The sequence below is a fragment of the Kitasatospora sp. NPDC058046 genome, assembly GCF_042885595.1.
GTDB lineage: Bacteria > Actinomycetota > Actinomycetes > Streptomycetales > Streptomycetaceae > Kitasatospora.
Genome location: NZ_JBHVRS010000001.1, coordinates 731,310 through 752,502 on the forward strand (window position 1 = coordinate 731,310; position 21,193 = coordinate 752,502).

General features: G+C 76.5%; 6 protein-coding genes. 2 read left to right on the forward strand and 4 right to left on the reverse strand.

The window, feature by feature from the left end; all coding sequences use genetic code 11:
- Window position 1: 1 nt before the first annotated feature.
- The 4 genes from ACFVU7_RS03420 to ACFVU7_RS03435 all read right to left on the reverse strand — a co-directional run bounded on the left by ACFVU7_RS03420 (window position 2) and on the right by ACFVU7_RS03435 (window position 19,318).
- On the reverse strand, window positions 2–1,162 hold the full coding sequence (locus tag ACFVU7_RS03420; protein ID WP_388044046.1) for an acyl-CoA dehydrogenase family protein: 1,161 nt from the start codon (window positions 1,160–1,162) through the stop codon (window positions 2–4).
- A 49-nt stretch (window positions 1,163–1,211) separates the two neighbouring features.
- Window positions 1,212–8,138: an amino acid adenylation domain-containing protein gene (locus ACFVU7_RS03425; protein ID WP_388044048.1), complete on the reverse strand. Its 6,927-nt coding sequence runs from the start codon at window positions 8,136–8,138 to the stop codon at window positions 1,212–1,214.
- A gap of 73 nt (window positions 8,139–8,211) precedes the next feature.
- Window positions 8,212–17,772, reverse strand: a complete 9,561-nt coding sequence (locus tag ACFVU7_RS03430; protein WP_388044050.1) for a type I polyketide synthase — start codon at window positions 17,770–17,772, stop codon at window positions 8,212–8,214.
- 556 nt (window positions 17,773–18,328) lie between these two features.
- Entirely contained in the window at window positions 18,329–19,318 is a 990-nt protein-coding gene (locus ACFVU7_RS03435) for an alpha/beta fold hydrolase (protein ID WP_388044052.1), read from the reverse strand.
- A 180-nt stretch (window positions 19,319–19,498) separates the two neighbouring features.
- Here ACFVU7_RS03435 and ACFVU7_RS03440 point away from each other — a divergent pair, with 180 nt between their 5' ends.
- Both ACFVU7_RS03440 and cyaB read left to right on the forward strand, forming a co-directional pair.
- Window positions 19,499–20,071: a helix-turn-helix domain-containing protein gene (locus tag ACFVU7_RS03440; RefSeq protein WP_388044183.1), complete on the forward strand. Its 573-nt coding sequence runs from the start codon at window positions 19,499–19,501 to the stop codon at window positions 20,069–20,071.
- Window positions 20,072–20,314: 243 nt separating this feature from the next.
- Window positions 20,315–20,869: a class IV adenylate cyclase gene (cyaB, locus tag ACFVU7_RS03445; RefSeq protein ID WP_388044054.1), complete on the forward strand. Its 555-nt coding sequence runs from the start codon at window positions 20,315–20,317 to the stop codon at window positions 20,867–20,869.
- Window positions 20,870–21,193: the final 324 nt, after the last annotated feature.

The following is a 21,193-nucleotide window of genomic DNA, read 5'->3' on the forward strand; positions in this document are numbered from 1 at the left end:
ATCAGAGGTGCGGGGACTCGGGCGCGCCCCCGAGCCGCAGCTCGCCGACACCGTCCAGGACCTTCTCCGCCGAGGCGACGTGGCGGCCCGCCGTGACGATGTCGCGCAGGCAGCGGTCGAGCGGGGTGCGCTCGGTGTAGACCGCGGCCGATCCCACGGCGTCGTACAGGAGTTGGACCGCCTCCCGGCAGGCCCGGTGGGCGAACCGGCGGGCCAGCGCCGCCGTGCCGCGCTCCGGCGCCAGGCCCGCCGCCTGGGCCGCCCAGGCCTGCTCCAGCGTGCGGTACACGTAGGCGTCCGCCGCGCCGATCAGCGACTCGGCGTGCGCGAGGTCGGCCCGGACCCCCGGGTAGGGCAGCGCGGTGCGCCGGGCGGAGAGCAGCTCCCGGGCGCCGGCCAGCGCGGCCCGGCCGATCCCCAGCGGCACGCCCGCCATCTTGAGGGCGAGGTTGTCGGCGCGCAGGTGGAGCGGCTCCGCCCGGGTGCCGGACGGCGCCAGGGCGAAGGTGTGCCGCTCCGGGACGAACAGGTCGGCGACCTCGATGTCGTGCGAGCCGGTGCCGCGCAGCCCGGTGGTGTGCCAGGTGTCCAGCACCCGGACCTGCGCGGCGTCCAGGACGGCGACCCTCGGGGTGCCCTCCGGGGTCAGGAACCCGGCCAGCACCCGGTCGGCGTGGGTGATCCCGCTGGCGTGGGTCCAGCGGCCGGTCAGCAGGTGGCCGCCGCCGTGCCGGACCGACCGCCCGGCCGGCGGCAGCACCGTCGCGGTGATCAGGTCCGGGTCCGGGAACAGCTCGGCGAAGACGTCCTCGGGCAGCGAGACCACGGCCAGCGAGGCGTTCAGCGCGACGGACGCGCACCAGGCGACCGAGGCGTCGCCCTCGGCCAGCAGGTCGATCGCCCGGGTGGTCTCCGGCACGGTCAGCTCGACCCCGCCCAGCCGCGGCGGCAGGGCGGCCCGCAGCAGCCCGGTGGCCTTCAGGCCCGCCAGGACGTCACCGGGGATCCGGCCCAGCCGTTCGGTCTCCGGCGCGGTGGCCGGCAGGCCGGCGGCGTAGCTCCGTACCCGGTCCAGGACCGAGGCGGCGGTGCGGGCCGTCCCGGTGCGGGCCGTCCCGGTGCGGGGCGTACCGGTGCGGGGCGGCAGTTCGAGGGTGGTCATCCGGTCCTCCTGGTTCGGCGGGTGCGGTGGGGTTCTCCGGGGCGGCGGGTCACAGGTCGTTCAACGCCTTGTCGAGCTCGGCCGCCAGGGTCGGGAGGTACGGGGCGCGCATGACGCTGTAGTGGTCGCCGGGCACGTCGACGCTCTCCGCCCGGTCGCCGAGCAGCTCCAGCCACCGCCTGGTGGTGGCCGTGGTGGCCCCGTCCATCGCCCGCAGCAGCCGGACCCGACCCCGGTACGGGACGGGCCGGTGCTCGGCCAGCGCCCGGCTGAGGCGCAGGAACCGGCCCGCGAGCCGCTCCAGGGTGGCGCCGTCGATCTCCTCCGGCAGGACGCCGGCCCGCCGGGCCCGGGTCAGCAGCTCCTCGACCGGGGAGCCGCCGTCGACCGGCTCGAACTCCTCCGGCCCGGGGTTCCAGTCGTGGCCGGCCAGCCCGGCCAGGTCGCGGGCGAACCGGGCCAGCAGCGCCGGCTCGGCGGCGGGCTCGGTGCGGCCGGGCGGTTCGAGCAGGTCCACGGCCGCGACCAGCTCGACCGCCGCGCCCCGGTCGGTGAGCAGCCGGGCGGTCTCCAGGGCGATCACCCCGCCCATCGACCAGCCGCCGAGCCGGTACGGGCCGTCCGGGAACCGCGCGGTGATCGCGTCGGCGTAGTGCGCGGCCAGCTCGGCCACGGTCCGCGGGGCGGGCTGCGCCCCGGGGGCCGCCCCGGGGTCCGCTTCGGCGTCCGCTTCGGGGTACTGGAGGGCGTGGACCGGCTGGTCCTCGTCCAGCAGGGCGGCGAGCCCGGCGTAGCAGAGCACGTCGCCGCCGACCGGGTGGACCAGGAACAGCGGCGGCCGGGCCCCGGTGCCCCGGACGGTGACCAGGGCCGCCCGGCCCTCGTCCTCGGCCCGCTCGCGCAGCACCCCGGCGAGCGCCTCGACGGTCGGCCGGGCGAGCAGCGTGGCCACCGGCAGCGAGCGGCCGGTGCACTGCCTGATCCGGGCCATCATCCGCACCGCGAGCATGGAGTCGCCGCCGAGGTCGAAGAAGTTCGCCGTGACGTCGAAACCGGAAGGGTCCGGGGCGGCGTCGGCGGGGTCCGGGGCGGCGTCGGCGGCCGCCGCGGGAGTGCCGAAGAACTCGGCCCAGATCCCGGCGAGCAGCCGCTCGGCCGCGTCGCGCGGGGCGACCGCCCCGCCGGGGCGCGGGGCCGCGAGCCCGGGCGAGGGAAGCCGGCGGCGGTCCACCTTGCCGTTGTCGGTCAGCGGCAGCTCCGGCAGCAGGACGATCCGGGCGGGCACCAGGTACCCCGGCAGTTCCCGGCCGAGCGCCGCGCGCAGCTCCTCCTCGGAGGCGTCCGCCACCGCGTAGCCGACGAGCCGTCGCGGGCCGCCGCGCTCGCCCTCGGCCACCACGGCCGCCGCCCGGACGTCCGGGCGGCGCAGCAGCGCCGCCTCGACCTCGCCGAGCTCGATCCGGTGGCCCTGGATCTTCACCTGGAAGTCCGCGCGCCCGAGGAACTCGATGTCGCCGTCCGGCAGGTAGCAGCCGAGGTCGCCGGTGCGGTAGAGCCGCTCCCCCGTCACCGGGTGGCGCGGGAAGGCCGCGCGGGTCTTCTCCTCGTCGCCGAGGTAGCCGCGGGCCAGGCCGGTGCCCGCGATGTACAGGTCGCCGGGGACCCAGGCCGGGCGCGGCCGCAGCGCCTCGTCCAGCACATGGAAGCGCTGGTTCCGCATCGGCCGGCCGTACGGGATGCTCGTCCGCTCCGGGTCCACGTCGGTGATCGGGTGCAGGATCGACCAGATCGAGGCCTCGGTCGCACCGCCCAGGCCGACGACCCGCGCGTCCGGCAGGACCGCGGCGACGGCGCCGGGGAGGGTGACGGGGATCCAGTCGCCGCTCATCATCACCAGCCGCAGCGGGAACGGGCCGCCGAGTGCCCGCACGTGCTCGACGAACATCTCCATCAGCGCGGGGACGCTGTTCCAGACCGTCACCCGGTGCCGGGTCACCAGGTCCAGCCAGGCGGCCGGCTCGCGCTGCGCCGGGGCGTCGGGCAGGACCACGGCGCCGCCGACCGCGAGCAGGCCGAACACGTCGTAGACCGAGAGGTCGAAGTTGAACGCGGACAGCGCCAGCACCCGGTCGTCCCCGGTCACGCCGAACCGGTCGTTGACGTCCCGGATCGTGTTGACCGCGCCGGTGTGCTCGATCATCACGCCCTTCGGCACCCCGGTGGAGCCCGAGGTGAAGATGACGTACGCGAGGTCCTCGGGCCGGGCCGGGGAGGGCGGCAGCGGGCCGTCCGCGCCGGTGTCCTCCGGCTCGGTGTCGACGTGCAGCGCGCGGGTGCCGTCCGGCAGGTCGAGCCCGGCCGCGACCGCCGAGCGGGTCAGCACCAGGCCGATCCCGGCGGCCTCCACGATCATCCGCAGGCGGGGGCCGGGCACGGCGGCGTCGACCGGCACGTAGGCGGCCCCGGTCTTGAGGACGGCCAGCGCCGCGACGACCTGCTCCCAGCCCTTGTCCAGCACGATGCCGACCAGCGCGCCCGGGCCGGCGCCGTCCTCGATCAGCCGACGGGCGATCCGGTCGGACCGGCGGTCCACCTCGCGGTAGCTGAGGGTCCGGGCGGCGGTGATGACGGCGGGCGCGTCCGGCCGGGCCGCGGCCTGCCGCAGGAACGCGTCGTGCAGCAGCTCGGCGGGGACGGGGCCGTCCGTGGCGTTGACGGCCCGGCGGACCGCCAGGTCGGCCTCCGGCGCGAGCACGGCCGGCGGGCGGCGCCACGCGCCCTCCTCGCACAGGCCGCGCACCAGGTCCCGGTAGGCCTCCCACATCCCGTCGACGACGCCCTCGGGGAACACCTCCTCCACCACGTCCCAGTTCAGGACCAGCTCCCCGGCCTCCTCCAGGGCCTGGTGGTCGAGCCACACCTGCGGGGTGCGCACCGAGCTGGAGGCCAGCTCGCCGGCGGTGCCGAGCGCGGTCAGCGCGGTGAGCGCCCCGCGCTGCTCCGGGCCGCCGTCGGCGGTGTTGTCGGTGTTGTCGCCGTCGGCGGTGTTGTCGGCGGCGTCGCTCCGGGCGGAGAAGCCGATCGTGCTGGTGAAGACCACCGGCATGCCCGCCAGGCCCGTCCCACCGCGGGTGCGGTTGAGTTCGCGCAGCACCTCGACGCCGCTGACGTGGCCGTGTTCGAGGTCGGCCAGCAGCTGCTCCTGGAGGCGCGCGGCGCCCGCGGCGAAGGCCTCGCCGGGGGCGGCGTCGACCTCCAGCAGGGTGGTGGCGCTGAGGTTGCCGACCACCCGGCCGGCGTCCTCGTGCAGCGGCCGCCGGTGGAACGCCAGCAGGTTGAGCGTGAAGCGCGGCGAGGCGCTCCAGGCACCCAGCACCTGCGCGTACGCGGCGCACAGCGCGGCCGAGGGCGAGAGGCCCGCCGCCGCGGCGTGCTCCTTGAAGCGTCGCCACGCCCCGGCCCCGACCCGGGCCGTGCGGTGGACGAACTCCGGCCGCCGGGGCGCCGGGCCCGGACGCAGCGGCAGGGCGGGCGCGGGCGGCAGCGAGTCGACGCGGGCCCGCCAGTAGGCGAGCGACCGCTCGCGCCCCTCGGCGTCCGCCCCGGCGGCGGCGAGCACGTAGTCGCGGTAGGTGACGGCCGGGGCGGGGGTCGCGGGCGCCCCGTGGCGGTAGGCCTGCGCCCACTCCCGGAACAGCAGCCCGGAGCTGCGGCCGTCGATGATCAGCGCGTCGAAGTTGAGGTGCAGCCGGGTGGTGCGGGCGTCGAGCAGGGTGGCCCGGACGTCGAACAGCGGCCAGGCCTCGGTGTCGAAGACCTGGTCCCGCATCTCCCGGTGGATCGCGGCCAGCCGGCGCTCCCGTTCGACCGGGTCGCAGGCCCGCAGGTCGACGGTGGCGATCCGGTACTCGGGGACCTCGGCGAGCACCCGCTGGTGCCCGTCCCGGGAGACGACCGCGCGGAGCATGTCGTGCCGGTCGACGAGCTGCCGGAAGGAGGCGGCCAGCCGGTCCGGGTCGGTGTCGGTCAGGTCCACCTCGACCAGGAAGGAGGTGGAGACGTTGCCGAGTTCGAAGGCGTCGGTCCGGCCGACCAGGTAGGCCTGCTGGAGGTCGGTGAGCGGGAACGGCTCGTGGCGGGCCGCCGGGTCGGCGACCAGCGCCGTCCCGGGTCGTCGGGCTTCAGCGCCGCTACCGCTGCCGTCGGTGTCGCCGCGTGCGGCCCGGACGGCGTCGGCGATCGCGGTGACGCTACGGCCGTCCAGCAGGTCGCGCAGCGGCAGGTCCACGCCGAGCCGCCGGGCGAGGGTCTGCCGGATGTCCATCGCGATCAGCGAGTCGACGGCCAGGCGCCGCAGCGGCAGCTCCCGGTCGTCGCCGGTGACGGCCGCGCCGCGCGCCCGGCCGACGATGCCGGCCACCAGCTCGACGACGTCCTCGACGGGTCCCTGCCTCGCGGGCGGCTCCGTCGCGGGCGCGGTGGGCGGCAGGGCGTCCGGCACCGCCTCCAGGCGCACGCCGTCGGCGAGCGCCACCGGCGTACCGTCGGGGCCGACCAGCCGTACCTGCGCGACCAGCGACCCCTCCGGTGCCGGCGCCCCGGCGCGGCGCGGGGCGCCGGTCCAGAGCCAGTAGCGCTCGCGCTGGAACGGGTACCCGGGCAGACGCACCGGCGGCCCGGCGGGCTCGCCGTGCACGCGCGCCCAGTCGATCCGCGCGCCCCTGGTGTAGAGCGCGCCGAGGCTGTCGAGGAGGGTGCGCCGGGCGTCCTCCCCCGGGCGCAGCGACGGCAGGACCACGGCATGCCCGGCCGCCCGGACCTCGTCGAGCAGCGGCGAGGCGGGCCCGAGCTCGACGAAGGTGCGGTGGCCGTCCCGCAGCAGCGCGGCGAGGCCGGCGGCGAACCGCTCCGACCCGGCGGCGTCCGGCCCGGCCGTCTCCGGCGCAGCCGCGTTCCGGACCGTACGGGCCGCCACCAGCGCGTCCTCCGGGCTCATCGTGCCCGTCACGCACGCGGCCACCAGCTCGCCGGTGCCGTGGCCGAGGACGGCGGCGGGCCGCACACCCCACGAGCGCCACAGCTCGGCGAGCGCGTAGCCGACCGCGAACGGCGAGAGCCGGCCGCCCGGCGCCTCGGCGCACTGGTCCAGGGCGCGGCGGAAGACCGGCTCGGCCTCGGCCAGGACGGCGACCGCCTCGGCGTCCGGCCCGGCCAGGGGGCCGGTGGCGCCGGTGAGGAGGAACACCGGGCCCCGGCCGCCCTCCGGGGCCCGGGTGCCGACCCGGACGCCGGGCGGCGGCTCCTCCTCCCGGCGGGTCCGCAGGAGGAGGTCCCGCAGCTCGGCGGCCGAGGAGGCGACGGCCGTCAGCCGGTGCGGGAAGTGCGCCCGGCCGAGGCCGGTGGCCCGGCAGACCGCCGCCAAGCCGGACCCACCGGTCGCACCCCGCCCGTTGTCCGCGCCCGGCCCGCCGTCCGCGAGCAACTCGGTGTAGCGGTCGGCGAGTTCGGCGAGCGCGGCCGGCGACTTGGCGGACAGGGTCAGCAGCCGCGGCCCGCCCGGACCGGCCTCCCCGTCCCCGGTCTCCCCCGCCTCCAAGGCGGCCGGGGCCTCCTCGATGATCACGTGGGCGTTGGTGCCGCTGATGCCCTGCGAGGACACCCCGGCCCGCCTGGGCCCGGCCGTCCCCGGCCAGGCGGCCCGCTCGGCGACCAGCTCGACCGCGCCCGCCGACCAGTCGACGTGCGGGGTGGGCTCGTCCGCGTACAGGGTGGCGGGGAGCGTGCCGTGACGCATCGACAGCACCGTCTTGATCACCCCGGCGACGCCCGCCGCCGCCTGGGAGTGCCCGATGTTGGGCTTCAGCGAGCCCAGCCGCAGCGGCCGGTCCCGGTCCTGCCCGTAGGCGGCCAGCAGGGCGCGCGCCTCGATCGGGTCGCCGAGCTCCGTGCCGGTGCTGCTCGCCTCCACCACCTGGACGTCGCCGGGCGACAGCCGCGCGTCCGCCAGCGCCTGCCGGATGACCCGCTGCTGCGCGGACCCGCTCGGCGCGGTGAAGCCGTTGCTGGCGCCGTCCTGGTTCACCGCGCTGCCGCGCACCACGGCCAGCACCGGGTGGCCGCGCCGCCGCGCGTCCGACAGCCGTTCCAGCAGCAGCACGCCCACGCCCTCGGAGAGCCCGCTGCCGCCGGCCCCGGCCGAGAACGGGCGGCACCGGCCGTCCGGCGCCACGCCCTGCATCCTGGTGAACTCGGTGAACAGCTGCGGGGTGGACATGACCGTCGCCCCGCCCGCCAGCGCCATCGCGCACTCGCCGCCGCGCAGCGACCGGACCGCCAGGTGCAGCGCGACCAGCGAGGACGAACAGGCCGTCTCCACGGTGATCGCCGGACCGCGCAGGCCGAGCGTGTACGAGATCCGGCCGGACGCCGCGCCGCCCACCGCCCCGGTGGTCAGGAAGCCCTCGGCCTCCTCGGGCACCTCGCCGCGCCCCAGCCCGTAGTCGAGGTTCGACAGGCCCGCGAACACCCCGGTCTCGGTGTCGCGCACCGACTCCGGGTCGATCCCGGCGTCCTCGAAGGCCCGCCAGGCGGTCTCCAGCAGCAGCCTCTGCTGCGGGTCCATGGCCAGCGCCTCGCGCGGGCTGATCCCGAAGAAGCCGGCGTCGAACTCGGCCGCGTCGTACAGGAATCCGCCGGAACCGGTCAGGCTCCGGCCGCCGCCCTCGGGGTCGTACAGCCCCTCCTCCCAGCCCCGGTCACGGGGGAACGCGCCGACGCTCTCCCCGCCCTCGGCCAGCAGCCGCCACAGCGCGTCGGGCGAGTCGACCCCGCCCGGGTACCGGCACGCCATGCCGACGATCGCGATCGGCTCCCGCTCCCCCTCCTCCAGCTCGCGCAGGCGCCCGCGCGCCTCGTGCAGGTCGAGGGTGAGGCGCTTGAGGTATCCGAGCAGCTTCTCGTCCGATGCTGATGCCATGACGGATCGGTCCTCCGTGGGGATCTGGTGGGCTCGTGGTCGTAGGGGGTGGGGGTGGGGCGGCGGACCGGGGTCAGATGAGCTCGCGGTCGATGAAGTCGAGGAGCTCCTCGGCGGTCGCGGCCTCGACGAGGGCCGCCACGTCCTCGTCGAGGGCCGTCGCGTCCGGGTCGCACTCCCCGGCGGCCGGCTCGGGCCCGGTTCCCTGAGCCGGCCCGGTCTCGTGGACGGGCGGGGCGATCCCGGCGTCCAGGACGGCGACCAGCTCGGGCAGCGTCGGCGCCTCGAACAGCAGGGTGAGCGGGAGCTTCAGCCCCGTCGCCGTGCCGAGGCGGTTGCGGAACTCGACCGAGGTGAGCGAGTCGAAGCCGAGCTCGCCGAACGGCCGGTCGTCCGGGATCGCCTCGGGCCGGGAGCCGAGGACGGCGGCCATGTGGGTCCGGACCAGGTCGGCCAGGGCGTCGGCGCGTTCACCGGCGGTCAGGCCGCCCAGCTCCTCGCGCAGCGGGCGGTGCCGCCGTGGCGTCGGGCCGTTCCCGCCCCGCCCCGCCCCGGCGGCCGCCACGACCTCGCGCAGCACCGGCGGGAGGTCCGGTCCGAGGTCGCGCAGGACCTCGCGGTCGAGCCGGGCGGGCACCAGGACGGCGTGCGGTGACGGCAGCGCCGCGTCCAGCAGGGCCAGGCCGTGCCCGGGGTCGATCTCCACCAGCCCGGCCCGGGCGAAGCGGGCGCGGTCGGCGTCGCCGAGGGCGCCCAGCATGCCGTCCGGGTCGCCCCACAGGCCCCAGGCCAGCGCGAGGGCGGGCAGGCCCTGGGCGCGGCGGTGCCGGGCGAGCCCGTCGAGGAAGGCGTTGGCGGCGGTGTAGCCGCCCTGGCCGGCGCCGCCGAGCGTCCCCATCACCGAGGAGACCAGGACGAAGGCGGTGAGCGGGTGACCGGCGGTCAGCTCGTGCAGGTGCCAGGCGCCGTCGGCCTTGACCCGCATCACCCGGTCGATCCGCGCGGGGGTGAGCGAGGCGACGGGCGCGTCGTCCACCACGCCGGCGGCATGGATCACGGCGGTCAGCGGGTGCCGGGCGGGGACCGCCGCGATCATCGCGGCGACGGCGGCCCGGTCGGCGACGTCCACGGCCGCGAACGCCACCTCGGCGCCGAGCGCGGTCAGTTCGGCCGCCAGCTCGGCGGCTCCCGGCGCATCGCCTCCCCGGCGGCCGGCCAGCAGGAGCCGCCGGGCGCCGTGCCCGGTGACCAGGTGCCGCGCCACGGCCCGGCCGATGGCGCCCGTCCCGCCGGTGATCAGGACGGTTCCGTCCGGGTCGAGGACCGGCGGGACGGTGAGCACGACCTTGCCGACGTGGGTGCCCTGGCGCAGCAGCCCGAAGGCCTCGGGCGCCCGCCGGACGTCCAGGTCGGTGACGGCGGGCCAGCCGAACGCGCCCCGGGCGAACAGCTCGACCGTCCGCTCCAGCAGGCGGGCGAGGTGCTCGGGCGGCAGCTGGAGCAGGTTGAACGCCCGGTAGCGCACGCCGGGGTGCGCGGCGGCCACCTCGGCGGGGTCGCGCTGTTCGGTCCGGCCGAGCTCGACCAGGAGCCCGCCGGGACGCAGCAGCCGCAGCGACTCGTCGACGAGCTCGCCGGTCAGCGAGTTCAGGACGAGCGCCATCCCCCGGTCGCCCGCGTCGGGGCCGGCGCCCGGGCCCGCACCCGGGCCGGCACTCGGGCCGGCACCGAAGCGGGCGCCGAAGCCGGGCTCGCGGGAGGAGGCGAGGTGGTCGTCGTCGAGGCCGAGGGCGCGCAGCGCGGGCCACTTGGCGGGGCTCGCGGTCGCGAAGACCTCCGCGCCCAGGTGCCGGGCCAGCTGGACGGCGGCCAGGCCGACGCCACCCGCCCCGGCGTGGACCAGCACCCGGTCCCCCTCACCCACGCCGCCCAGTTCGACCAGGGCGTGCAGGGCGGTCAGGTAGGCGACCGGCACGGCGGCGGCCCGGGTGAAGGACCAGTCGTCCGGGATCCTGACCAGGGTGCGCTGGTCGGCCTGGGCCACCGTGCCGAACGCCGCCGGGAACAGGCCCGTCACCCGGTCGCCGACGGCCAGGTCGGTGGCCCCGGGGCCGGTCGCGGTGACCACGCCCGCGCCCTCCAGGCCGAGCGGGCCCGGATCACCGGGGTGCATGTCGAGCGCGCCCAGGACGTCGTGGAAGTTCAGCCCGGCGGCGCGGACCGCGACCCGGACCCGGCCGGGGCCGGGCTCGGCGGCGGCCTCGGGGCAGGGGCGCAACTCCAGGCCGGTGAGGGTGCCGCGCTCGGGGATGTCCAGGTGCCAGGCCGCCGCGTCCTCGGGGGGCCGCAGCGCGGGATCGCCCACGGCGGACACCAGCCGGGGCACCAGGACGGCGCCGTCGCGGACGGCCAGCTGGTTCTCCTCCGGGGTCAGTACGGCGGCCGGGACCTCGGGGGCGCCTTCGATCGTGGGAGTGCCTTCGGGCACGGTGGTGCCGGGGGCCAGGTCGACCAGGGTGAACCGGCCCGGGTGCTCGACCTGGGCGGTGCGCACCAGGCCCCAGACCGCCGCCTGGGCGAGGTCCCGGACGGTCTCGCCGGGCCGCACGGCGACCGCGCCCCGGGTGACCAGCACCAGGCGGGACCCGGCGAGTCGGTCCTCGGCGAGCCACCGGGCGAGCAGGTCCCGGGTGCGGTGGACGGCGGTCCTGGCCGCCGTCGCCGGGTCGGTGGCGTCCTGCTGTCCGTGCGGTCCGTGCGCTCCGGTCGGGCAGTCCACCACGGTGGGCGTGTCCGGGTCGGCCGCCGCGAGCAGTGCGTCCGGGTCGAGGCCGTCCCACGGGACGACCGGCAACGGGCCGGCCGGCAACGACACCGGCTCCGGCACCGACTCCCGCAGCGGTTCCCAGCCGAGGGCGAACAGCGAGTCGCGCGCGGCGGCGTCCGGGTCGGCGGGGCGTCCCGCCGCGACCGGGCGCAGCTCCACCGCCTCGACCAGCCCCACCGGCTCCCCCGAGGCATCGAGCAGGGCCAGCGGGAGGCCGCCGTCCGAGGCGGGCCCGGCCTGCACCCGCAGGGACGTCCGGCCGCCGGCCGGAGCGGCCGTCAGGGACACTCCGCGCCAGCGCACCGGCTGCACGGGCCGCCCCTCGTGGCCCGGGGCGGCGGCGATCAGACCGTGCAGGGAGGCGTCGAGCAGGGCGGGGTGCAGCCGGTAGGACCCGGCGTCGGCCTCCGCCGGCTCGGGCAGGACGGCCTCGGCGTACTGCCCGCCGTCGGCACCCCGCCAGGCGGCCCGCAGGCCCTGGAAGGCCGGCCCTGGCTGGTGGCCGCGCAGGGCGAGGTCCTCGTACATCCGGGTCGACGGCACCGGCGTCGCGCCGGTCGGCGGCCAATCGGTGGCGGCCCGGTTCCGGAGCGGGGCCGGGGCCTGGGCAGGGATGTGGTCGGCGCTCAGGGTGCCGGTGGCGTGCTCGATCCACTCGCCGCCGCCGGTCGCCCGGCCCGAGATTCGGCAGGTCCGCAGCCCGTCGCCGTCCGCGCCGGACACCCGTACGCGCAGGTCGACGGCGCCGTCCGCGGGCAGTTCCATCGGGGTGGCGACGGTCAGTTCCTCGATCCGCGCCGTCCCGGCCTTCGCTCCCGCGTGCAGGGCCAGCTCCAGGAACGCGGTGCCCGGCACGACGACCGTCCCGGCCAGGACGTGGTCGGCCAGCCAGGGGTGGCTGCGGGCCGACAGCCGTCCGGTGAACACCGTCTCGCCGTCGCCGAGTTCGACGGCCGCGCCGAGCAGGGGGTGCTCGGCCGGCGCCTGGCCGAGGTCGGCCGTGCCGGTCGGCCCGGCCGCTCCGGTGAGCCAGTAGCGGCGGCCCTGGAAGGGGTAGGTGGGCAGGTCGACGTGGCCGGCCGCCGCACCGGTGAGGCGCTCCCAGGCGACGGGCAGACCGCGGACGTGGGCCTCGGCGGCGGAGGTGAGGAAGCGGCGCAGGCCGCCGTCGTCGCGGCGCAGCGAGCCGGTGACGATCCCGTCGACACCGGCCTCCTCCAGGATCTGGCCGATGCTGCCGCCCAGCACCGGGTGCGGGCCGACCTCGACGAAGGTGGTGTGGCCGGAGGCGACGAGCGCCTCGACGGCCTCCTGGAAGCGCACGGTGTGCCGCAGGTTCCGGTACCAGTAGGCCGCGTCCAGCCCGGCGCCGTCCTGCCAGTCGGCGGTGACCGAGGACATCAGCGCGATCCCGCCGCCGCGCGGCGTCAGCGGCGCCAGCCCGGCCAGGAGCTCCGCCCGGATCGGTTCGACCGCCGGGCAGTGCGAGGCGAAGGCCGCCGGGATCACCCGGGCGTTGACGCCCTCGGCCCGGTACCCGTCGACCAGGGCGGCGATCGCGTCCGGGGCGCCGGCCACGGCGGTGACGGCCGGTCCGTTGACCGCGGCGATGCTCAGCGCGCCGAGGCGCTCCCGCACCCGCGCGGCGGGCAGCGGGACGACGGCCATCGCCCCCCGGCCCATCAGGTCGACGGCCAGGCGGCTGCGCAGCGCGATGGCGCGGGCGCCGTCCTCCAGGGAGAGCGCCCCGGCCACGACGGCGGCGGCGAGCTCGCCCTGGGAGTGGCCGACCACGGCGTCCGGGACGACCCCGGCCTCCCGCCACAGCTCGGCCAGCGACACCATCACCGCCCACAGCGCGGGCTGCACGACGTCGATCCGGTCGAGCGGGGACGCGCCGGTCGGCGCGCCGGTCCGGGCGTCGGACGCGGCGTCCGTCCGGGCGTCGGACGCGGCGTCCGTCCGGGCCTCGGCCGGGGCGTCCGTCCGGGTTTCGGCCCGGCCATCGGCCAGGACGTCGGCCAACGACCAGTCGACGTACGGCGCGAGCGCCCGCTCGCACTCGGCCAGGCGGGCCGCGAACACCGGGCTGTCGGCGGCGAGTCGCGCCGCCATCCCGCGCCACTGGCCGCCCTGGCCGGGGAAGACCAGGACGGTCCGGCCGGGCTCGCCGGCCCGGCCGGTGACCAGGCCGGGGGCCTCCTCGGCGCGGGCCAGCGCCGCCAGCGCCCGCTCGGCCTCCGGCCGGTCGGCCGCGACCACCACGGCACGCTCGTCCCAGGAGGTCCGGGCGGTCAGGGCCGGCGCGGCGGCGACCGGATCGAGCGGCCCGTCGGCCAGCCCGCGGGCCCGCTCCCGCAGCGCCTCCGGGGTGCGGGCCGACAGCACGACCGGCACCACGGGCGGTGCCGCCGGTTCTCCCGCCGCCCCGGGCCCGGTCGGCTGCCCGGCCTGCTGCCCGGCCGACGGCTCGGTCAGGATCACGTGCGCGTTGGTGCCGCTGATCCCGAACGAGGAGACGCCGCCGCGCCGGGGCTCCCCGGTCTCCGGCCAGGGCCGGGCCCGGTCGAGCAGGGCCACCGAGCCGGCCGTCCAGTCGACGTGCGGGGACGGCTCGTCGGCGTGCAGCGTGGCGGGCAGCACGCCCCGCCGGATCGCCTGGACCATCTTGATCACGCCGCCGACGCCCGCCGCGGCCTGGGCGTGCCCGATGTTGGACTTGAGGGACCCGAGCCACAGCGGCCGCTCCCGGCCCTGCCCGTACGCGGCCAGCAGGGCGTTGGCCTCGATCGGGTCGCCCAGGGCGGTGCCGGTCCCGTGCGCCTCCACGGCGTCGACCTGCCGCGGCGCGAGCCCGGCGTCGGCGAGCGCGTCCTCGATCACGCGCTGCTGGGCGACCCCGCTGGGCGCGGACAGCCCGTTGGAGGCGCCGTCCGAGTTGACGGCGCTGCCGGCCACGACCGCCAGCACCGGGTGGCCGTGGCGGCGGGCGTCCGAGAGCCGCTCGACCACGACCATGCCCGCGCCCTCGCCCCAGCCGGTGCCGTCCGCCCCGGCGGAGAACGCCTTGCAGCGGCCGTCGGCGGCCAGCACCCGCTGGCGGGACAGCTCCACGAACATGCCGGGCGTCGCCATGACGGTGACCCCGCCGGCCAGGGCGAGCGAGCACTCCCCGGCCCGGACCGACCGCACCGCCTGGTGCAGCGCGACCAGCGACGCCGAGCACGCGGTGTCCACCGTCAGCGCGGGCCCGTTCAGGCCGAGGACGTACGCGATCCGCCCGGAGACCACGCTCACGCTGGTGCCGGTCAGCAGGTGCCCCGCGACGCCGGGCCCGGCCGTCTCCATGCTCGGCCCGTAGCCGGAGTGCATCGCCCCGGCGAACACGCCGGTCCGGCTGCCCTTCAGCGCGGTGGGGTCGATCCCGGCCCGCTCCAGCGCCTCCCAGGCGACCTCCAGCAGGAGCCGCTGCTGCGGGTCCATGGCGAGGGCCTCGCGCGGGCTGATCCCGAAGAACTCCGCGTCGAAGTCCGGGACGTCCCGGACGAAGCCGCCCCGGCGGACGTAGGAGGTGCCGGCCCGGTCCGGGTCCGGGTGGTGGAGCGCCGCCAGGTCCCAGCCCCGGTCGTCGGGGAAGTCGCCGATGGCGTCGGTGCCGGCGGCGACCAGGTCCCACAGGTCCTCGGGCGAGCGCACCCCGCCGGGGAAGCGGCAGGCCATGCCGACGATGACCACGGGGTCGTCGGCCTCGTCGTCGTTTCCGGCCTTGCCGTCGTTGCCGTCGTTGCCGGCCTCCGGCTCGGCCTCGTTGTCCTTGTCGGCCTCGTCGTTCGCCTTCAGCGCGCCGATCGCGGCGGCGAGGGCGGCCGGGCTCGGGTGGTCGTACAGGACGGTGCTCTCCAGGTTCAGCCCCGTCGCGGCCGCCAGCCGGTCGCGCAGTTCGAGCGTCATGGCCGAGTCCAGGCCCATCTCGCGGAACGTCCGCCCGGGCCGGACGTCGGCGGCCGAGCCCGTGCCCAGCACGACGGCGGTCAGGCTCCGGACCAGCTCCAGGACCGACCGCCCGTCCAGGGTCGGAACCGGCGCCGGGGTCGACGCCGGCGTCTGCGTCCCCTCGTCCGCCCGCTCGCTCCCGGTGGCCCCCGGCATCCCGGACGGCCAGTAGGAGCGGCGCTGGAACGGGTAGGTCGGCAGGTCAGCGAGCGGCACCGAGGCGGGCAGCAGCGCGGACCAGTCGACCGGGACGCCCCGGACGAAGGCCTCGGCCGCCGCCGTGAGGAACCGCCGGCGGCCGCCGTGGCCGCGCCGGAGCGTGCTCAGCGCGGCGCCGTCCCCGCCGTGCAGGTCGATCGCCTGCCGGACGCCCATCGCCAGCACCGGATGGGGGCTGATCTCCAGGAAGGTCGAGTGGCCCGCGTCCAGCAGGCGTTCGACGACCGGCCCGAACCGGACCGGCTCGCGCAGGTTGCGGAACCAGTACCCGGGGCCCAGCTCGGCGGTGTCGACCGGTCCGGCGGTGACGGTCGAGTGGAACGGCACGCCGGTGGAGCGCGGGGCGATCCCGGCGAACGCGGCGAGCAGGCCGTCCCGAAGCTCCTCGACGGCCGCGCTGTGCGAGGCGTAGTCGATCGGGATCCGCCGGGTGCGCACCCGCTGCCCGTAGTGGGCGGCCAGCGCGTCGAGCGCGGCCGCCGGCCCCGCCACCACCGTGTGCGCCGGGCCGTTGACCGCCGCGACCGACAGCCCGGGGCCGCCGGCCGCCGCGCGGTCGACTCCCGCGGGCTCGAGCGCCACGAGGTCCCGCTCCACCCGCTCGGCCGGGAGGTCCACCGACAACAGGCCGCCACCGCCCGCGATCCGGTTCAGCACCCGGCTGCGCAGGGCCACGATCCGCGCACCGTCCCGGAGCGACAGCGCGCCCACGGCGGTGGCGGCGGCGATCTCGCCCTGCGAGTGCCCCACCACGGCGGCCGGCTCCACCCCGGCCGAACGCCACAGCGCGGCCAGCGACACCATCACCGCCCACAGCGCGGGCTGGACCACCTCGTCGCCCTCCAGCGGCGGCGCGCCGGGGACCCCGCGCAGGACATCGGCCAACGACCAGTCCACGTAAGGGCGGAGGGCCTCGGCGCACTCGTCGATCCGCTCGGCGAAGAACGGGGAGGTCTCGATCAGCTCCGCCGCCATGCCCGTCCACTGCGAGCCCTGGCCGGGGAAGACGAAGACCGGCCGCACGGGCGGCCCCTCGTGCCGGCCCTCCACCACGGCCGCCGACGGCCGCCCGGCCGCCCGGTCCGCGAGTTCGGCTAGGAAGCCGTCCCGGTCGTCCGCGACGACCACGCAGCGGTGCTCGAACGCGGTGCGCGTGACGGCCAGCGACCGGCCCACCGAGGCCGCCCCGAGCGCCGGACGCGCCGCCACATGGGCGCGCAGCCGTTCGGCCTGCTCGCGCAGTGCGGGCTCGTCCCGCCCGGACAGGACCCAGGGCAGCGCCCCGGCCTCCTCCTTCTCCTCGGATGCTGCTTCCACACCCGGCCAATCCGACAGGATCACATGGCAGTTGGTGCCGCCGATCCCGAACGAGCTGACTCCGGCGACTAGTTGACCGTGCGGCGAGGGCCAGGCCCCGGCCTCGGTGTTCACCCGCAGCCGCAGCTCGTCGAGCGGAACCCGCTCGCCGGGCCCGACGTGGTTCAGGCTGGGCACGAGCTCGCGCTCGGCGAGGCACAGGACGGTCTTGATGAAGCCGGCGATCCCCGCCGCGCCCTCCAGATGGCCGATGTTCGTCTTCACCGACCCGACCAGCAGCGGATCGCCCTCGCCGCGCACCGAGCCCAGCGCCGCACCGAGCGCCGCGGCCTCGACCGGGTCGCCGGCCCGCGTCCCCGAACCGTGCAGCTCGACGTACTGGACCTCGCCCGGCTCGACGCCCGCGTCGACGCAGGCCTCCAGGAGCACCCGCTCCTGCGACGCCCGGCCCGGGGTCGGCAGCGTCTGCGTCGCGCCGTCGTTGTTCAGCGCGCTGCCGCGGATGACGGCGTGGATGCGGTCGCCGTCCCGGACGGCGGCCTCCAGCAGCTTGAGCACCACCACCCCGCCGCCCTCGCCCCGGACGTAGCCGTTGGCGCGGGCGTCGAAGGTGAAGCAGCGCCCGTCCGGCGACAGCGTTCCGGCCCGCTCCAGCGCCCGGGTGCTCTCCGGCGCGAGGACCAGGCTCACCCCGCCGGCCAACGCCAGCTCGGACTCGCCGCTGCGCAGGCTCGCGCACGCCAGGTGCACGGCGGCCAGCGAGGACGACTGGCCGGTGTCCACCACCAGGCTCGGACCGTGCAGGCCCAGCGTGTACGAGATCCGGTTGGCGGTCACCCCGCGCTGCAGCCCGGTCAGGGTGTGCCCGGTCACCGCGTCGGGGCCCAGCCCGCGCAGCAGCGTCGCGTAGTCGTCCGCGATCACCCCCAGGAACACGCCCGTCCGGCTGCCCTCCACGGCGCCCGGCAGGGTCCTGGCGTCCTCCAGCGCCTCCCACGCCAGTTCGAGGGCCAGTCGCTGCTGCGGGTCCATCGCCACGGCCTCACGCCGTGAGATGCCGAAGAACTCGGGGTCGAACCCGTCCACCCCGTCCAGGAACCCCCCGCGCGCCGGCCCCCGGCCGCCCCGCCGCCCGACCACCGCGTCACCACCGCCGCGCAGCAGCCGCCAGAACGCCTCCGGCCCGTCCGCCTGCGGAAAGCGGCAGCCGACCCCGACCACCGCGACCGCACGCGCCGGGAGCTCACGCCCGCCACGACAACCAGCACTGTCCATCATCGATGCCCCCCGCAGTGAGAATCAGACGGCCGACCACCGGAAGGCCCCGACGGACCACCGGGTCGTCGCCCCGGGTCCGCCCTTGAACCGGCGAGTTCGGTCGCGGGAGATCCCGGCCGCCACCTCGACGCCGATGCCCGCCCCACGAGGATGCGCCCGCCCGCACACCACCGGAACCCGTCCCGGGGGTTCATGATCGTGCGTTGCTGAACCCCGAAGGGGCCCGCACATACCCGACATATCAGGCACCTTGCGGCGGGCCGCCCGGAGGACCGCCCGAAGCCTCCGGGCCGCGACCTTCCACGGGCGGACACCCGCGGACCACCACTCCGGCACGCTCCGGGTCAGGTCCGGAGCGTGCCGCAACAGCGCCGGGGGCGGCGGCCCGACGACCGCGCAGGACCGGGTCACGGCCTCGGAAGAGGCCACAACGGCCAAGTACTGCACAGGGGTTGAGGAACATCCAGGCCGGATCGCGACTGGTGCGCGGCTGACAGGCCGTCGCCGAGGTGACCGGCCCGCTCGCGCCGGGGGGCCGGCCGGCACACCCGGCGGTTCAGTCCTGGAGGGAGGCGAGCCAGGCGGTCAGCAGACGGTTGACCTCCGCGGGGCGCTCCTGCTGGATCCAGTGCCCGCAGCCCTCCAGGATGTGGGCGGAGGCCAGGCCGGGGAGGGTGGTCGGGTAGGCCTCGATCGCGTCGGCCATCCAGGTCGTGGAAGCGTCCAGGGCGCCGCCGATGAACAGGGACGGCTGCCTGATCGGGGCTCCGGCGTACTGGGCGAGGTCCTCCCAGTCGCGGTCCATGGTGCGGTAGCGGTTGAGGGCCCCGGTCATGCCGGTGCGCTCGAACTCCCCGGCGTACACGTCGAGGTCGTCCTCGGTCAGCCAGGCGGGCAGCCTGCCGCCGGGGAAGCGGTCGCGCAGCCGGCCGCCGGCGCGGGCCACGAAGTGCGGGTCGGGCTCGCCCCGGGCGGGCATGGTGTCGGCGGACATGGCCGCGTAGAAGCCCGCGAGCCAGCCCCGGAGGTCGGGCTCCATCTCCGCTTCGGCCCGGCCGGGCTCCTGGAAGTACGAGACGTAGAACTCCTGGTCGCCGCCCATCCGCGCGAAGACGTCGGTGGGGCGGGGGCCGCCGGGCGGCGCGTAGGGGACGCTCAGCAGTGCGACGGCGCGGAAGACCTCGGGGTGGAGCAGGGCGGAGGCCGCCGCGATGTTGGAGCCCCAGTCGTGCCCGACGACCACCGCCCTCTCCTCGCCCAGGGCGCGCACCAGGACGACGTTGTCCTCCACCAGGTCGAGCATCCGGTAGGCGTCCGTCGCGGCCGGCTTGGAGGAGCGGCCGTAGCCGCGCACGTCGAGCGCCACAGCCCGGTACCCCGCCGCCGCGAGGGCCGGGAGTTGGCGGCGCCAGGAGTACCAGGACTCGGGGAAGCCGTGGACGAGCAGGACCAGTGGTCCGGTGCCCTGCTCGACCAGGTGCAGGCGCCCGGCGGGTGCCTCGATGGTGCGGTGGCGCAGGTCGGTGGACGGCGCGGGCTGGTGCATAGCTTCTCCTCGGTTCACGGGCGGCCGCGGGTACCCGCCGATCATGCGGCGCGGCGGCCGCGCTACGCGAACACCCTTGCCATCGTGGCAAACTGGCAGGACAAGGGCGGTGAAGGCGGCACGGCCGCAGGGAGCGGGGCGACGGTGACGGACGACGGCACAGCCGACACGCTGGCGGCCATGGGCCCCCGGCTGCGGACCGCGCGCGAGCGGCACGGCACCACACTCACCGGCGTCAGCCGCGCGACCGGCATCTCGCTGAGCACGCTGTCGCGGATCGAGACCGGCCGGCGCAAGCCGACCCTGGAGGTGCTGCTGCAACTCGCTAAGGCGTACGGCGTCTCCCTGGACGAGCTGGCCGGCACCGCACCCGCCGCGGCGGCCGGACCGCGCGCCCCGGTGCCGCCTCGCTCCGGCAACGACAAGGCGGTGCTACCGCTGACCCGCTACGTCGGGGGCCTGCACGCCCACAAGCACGTCCTCCCCGCCGTCGACGCACCCCCGGCGCGGCCGCGGCAGGTCTCCCACGACGGGTACGAATGGCTGTGCGTCCTGTACGGACGGCTGTGGCTGGCGCTCGGCGAGCAGGACCTCGTCCTGAGCGCCGGGGACGTGGCCGAGTTCGACACCCGCACCGCCCACGGAGTCGCGAACGCCGGCCCCGGCGGACCGGTCGAATACCTGATCATGTTCGGACCGCAGGGAGAGCGCCTACGACCGCGCACCCCAACCCCCGACCGCGGCGCCCGGTAATCCGGAGCACAGCATCCGGGCCCCGCAACGGCGCCTGCGGCTTCACGCCCCAACGGCGTCCGGACCACGCAGTGGCCGCACAGGGAGCCGAAAGGAGCACCAACCGAGCAGGTTGATGCGGTTCCGCACGAACGGTGAAAGGCGAGCCACGTCCTCGTCACGGACGTCGAAAGCAGTCCAATCCGTCATGGCGCTCGTCCGCGAGACCATCGCCCCACTGACCGACACTCAGGAGAAAAGCCCGTGAAGTACACCGAAGTCGAACAGAAGTTCAAGCTCCTCAGCGACCCCCAGGAGCTGAAGGACCAGCTCACCGCCCGGGGCGGCAAAGCCGGCCGACCGACTCGCCAGGTCGACCACTACTACAACGCCCTCCACAAGGACTTCCTCTCCGGAGACGTGATCTCCGAGTGGCTCCGGATCCGTATCGAGGACGGCATCTCCTCCCTGAACTTCAAGCGGTGGTACCCGCTGGAGGAGGAGATCAAGACCCACTGCGACGAGTTCGAGAGCACCGTCTCCGACGCCACGGCCGTCCAGCACATCCTGGACTCCCTCGACTTCACCGAGCTCACCACGGTCGACAAGACTCGCGAAGAGTGGTTCATCGACAGCATCGCCGTCGCCTTTGACAGTGTGGGCGACCTCGGAGACTTCATCGAGTTCGAGTACAAGGGTGAGGCCGAAACCGTTGAGGAGGCCACCGAGAAGATCGAATCCTTCATCGCTGGCCTCGACATCAAGCTCGGCGACCGCATCCACGCCGGCTACCCCCATCTCACCCTCGGGCTGGCCTGACGAACGGGCGCACGACCGTACCGATATACCTGCACCGGACCCTTTGGCGCCGTGCGGATGTTGCGGTGTTCTGCTCTTTACCTCCGAGTGGTGAGGCTTTTTTCGCGGCGTGCTCCAGGCCTGCCTGGAGCACGCCGCAACCGCATTTCCAGGCCTTTGCACGCTCCTGCGAAACCTCTCTGCGGGCCACGTTGCCTCCGTGCTTGCGGCATTTCTCCGGCGCGGGGCCGGGGGGGGCCCGCGGGCGGCGGGAGCTTTATTGTGGGGTTGGGCCGCGGCACCTACCCCCACCCCCGGGGAATTTTCAAGGCCCCCCCGTGGTTT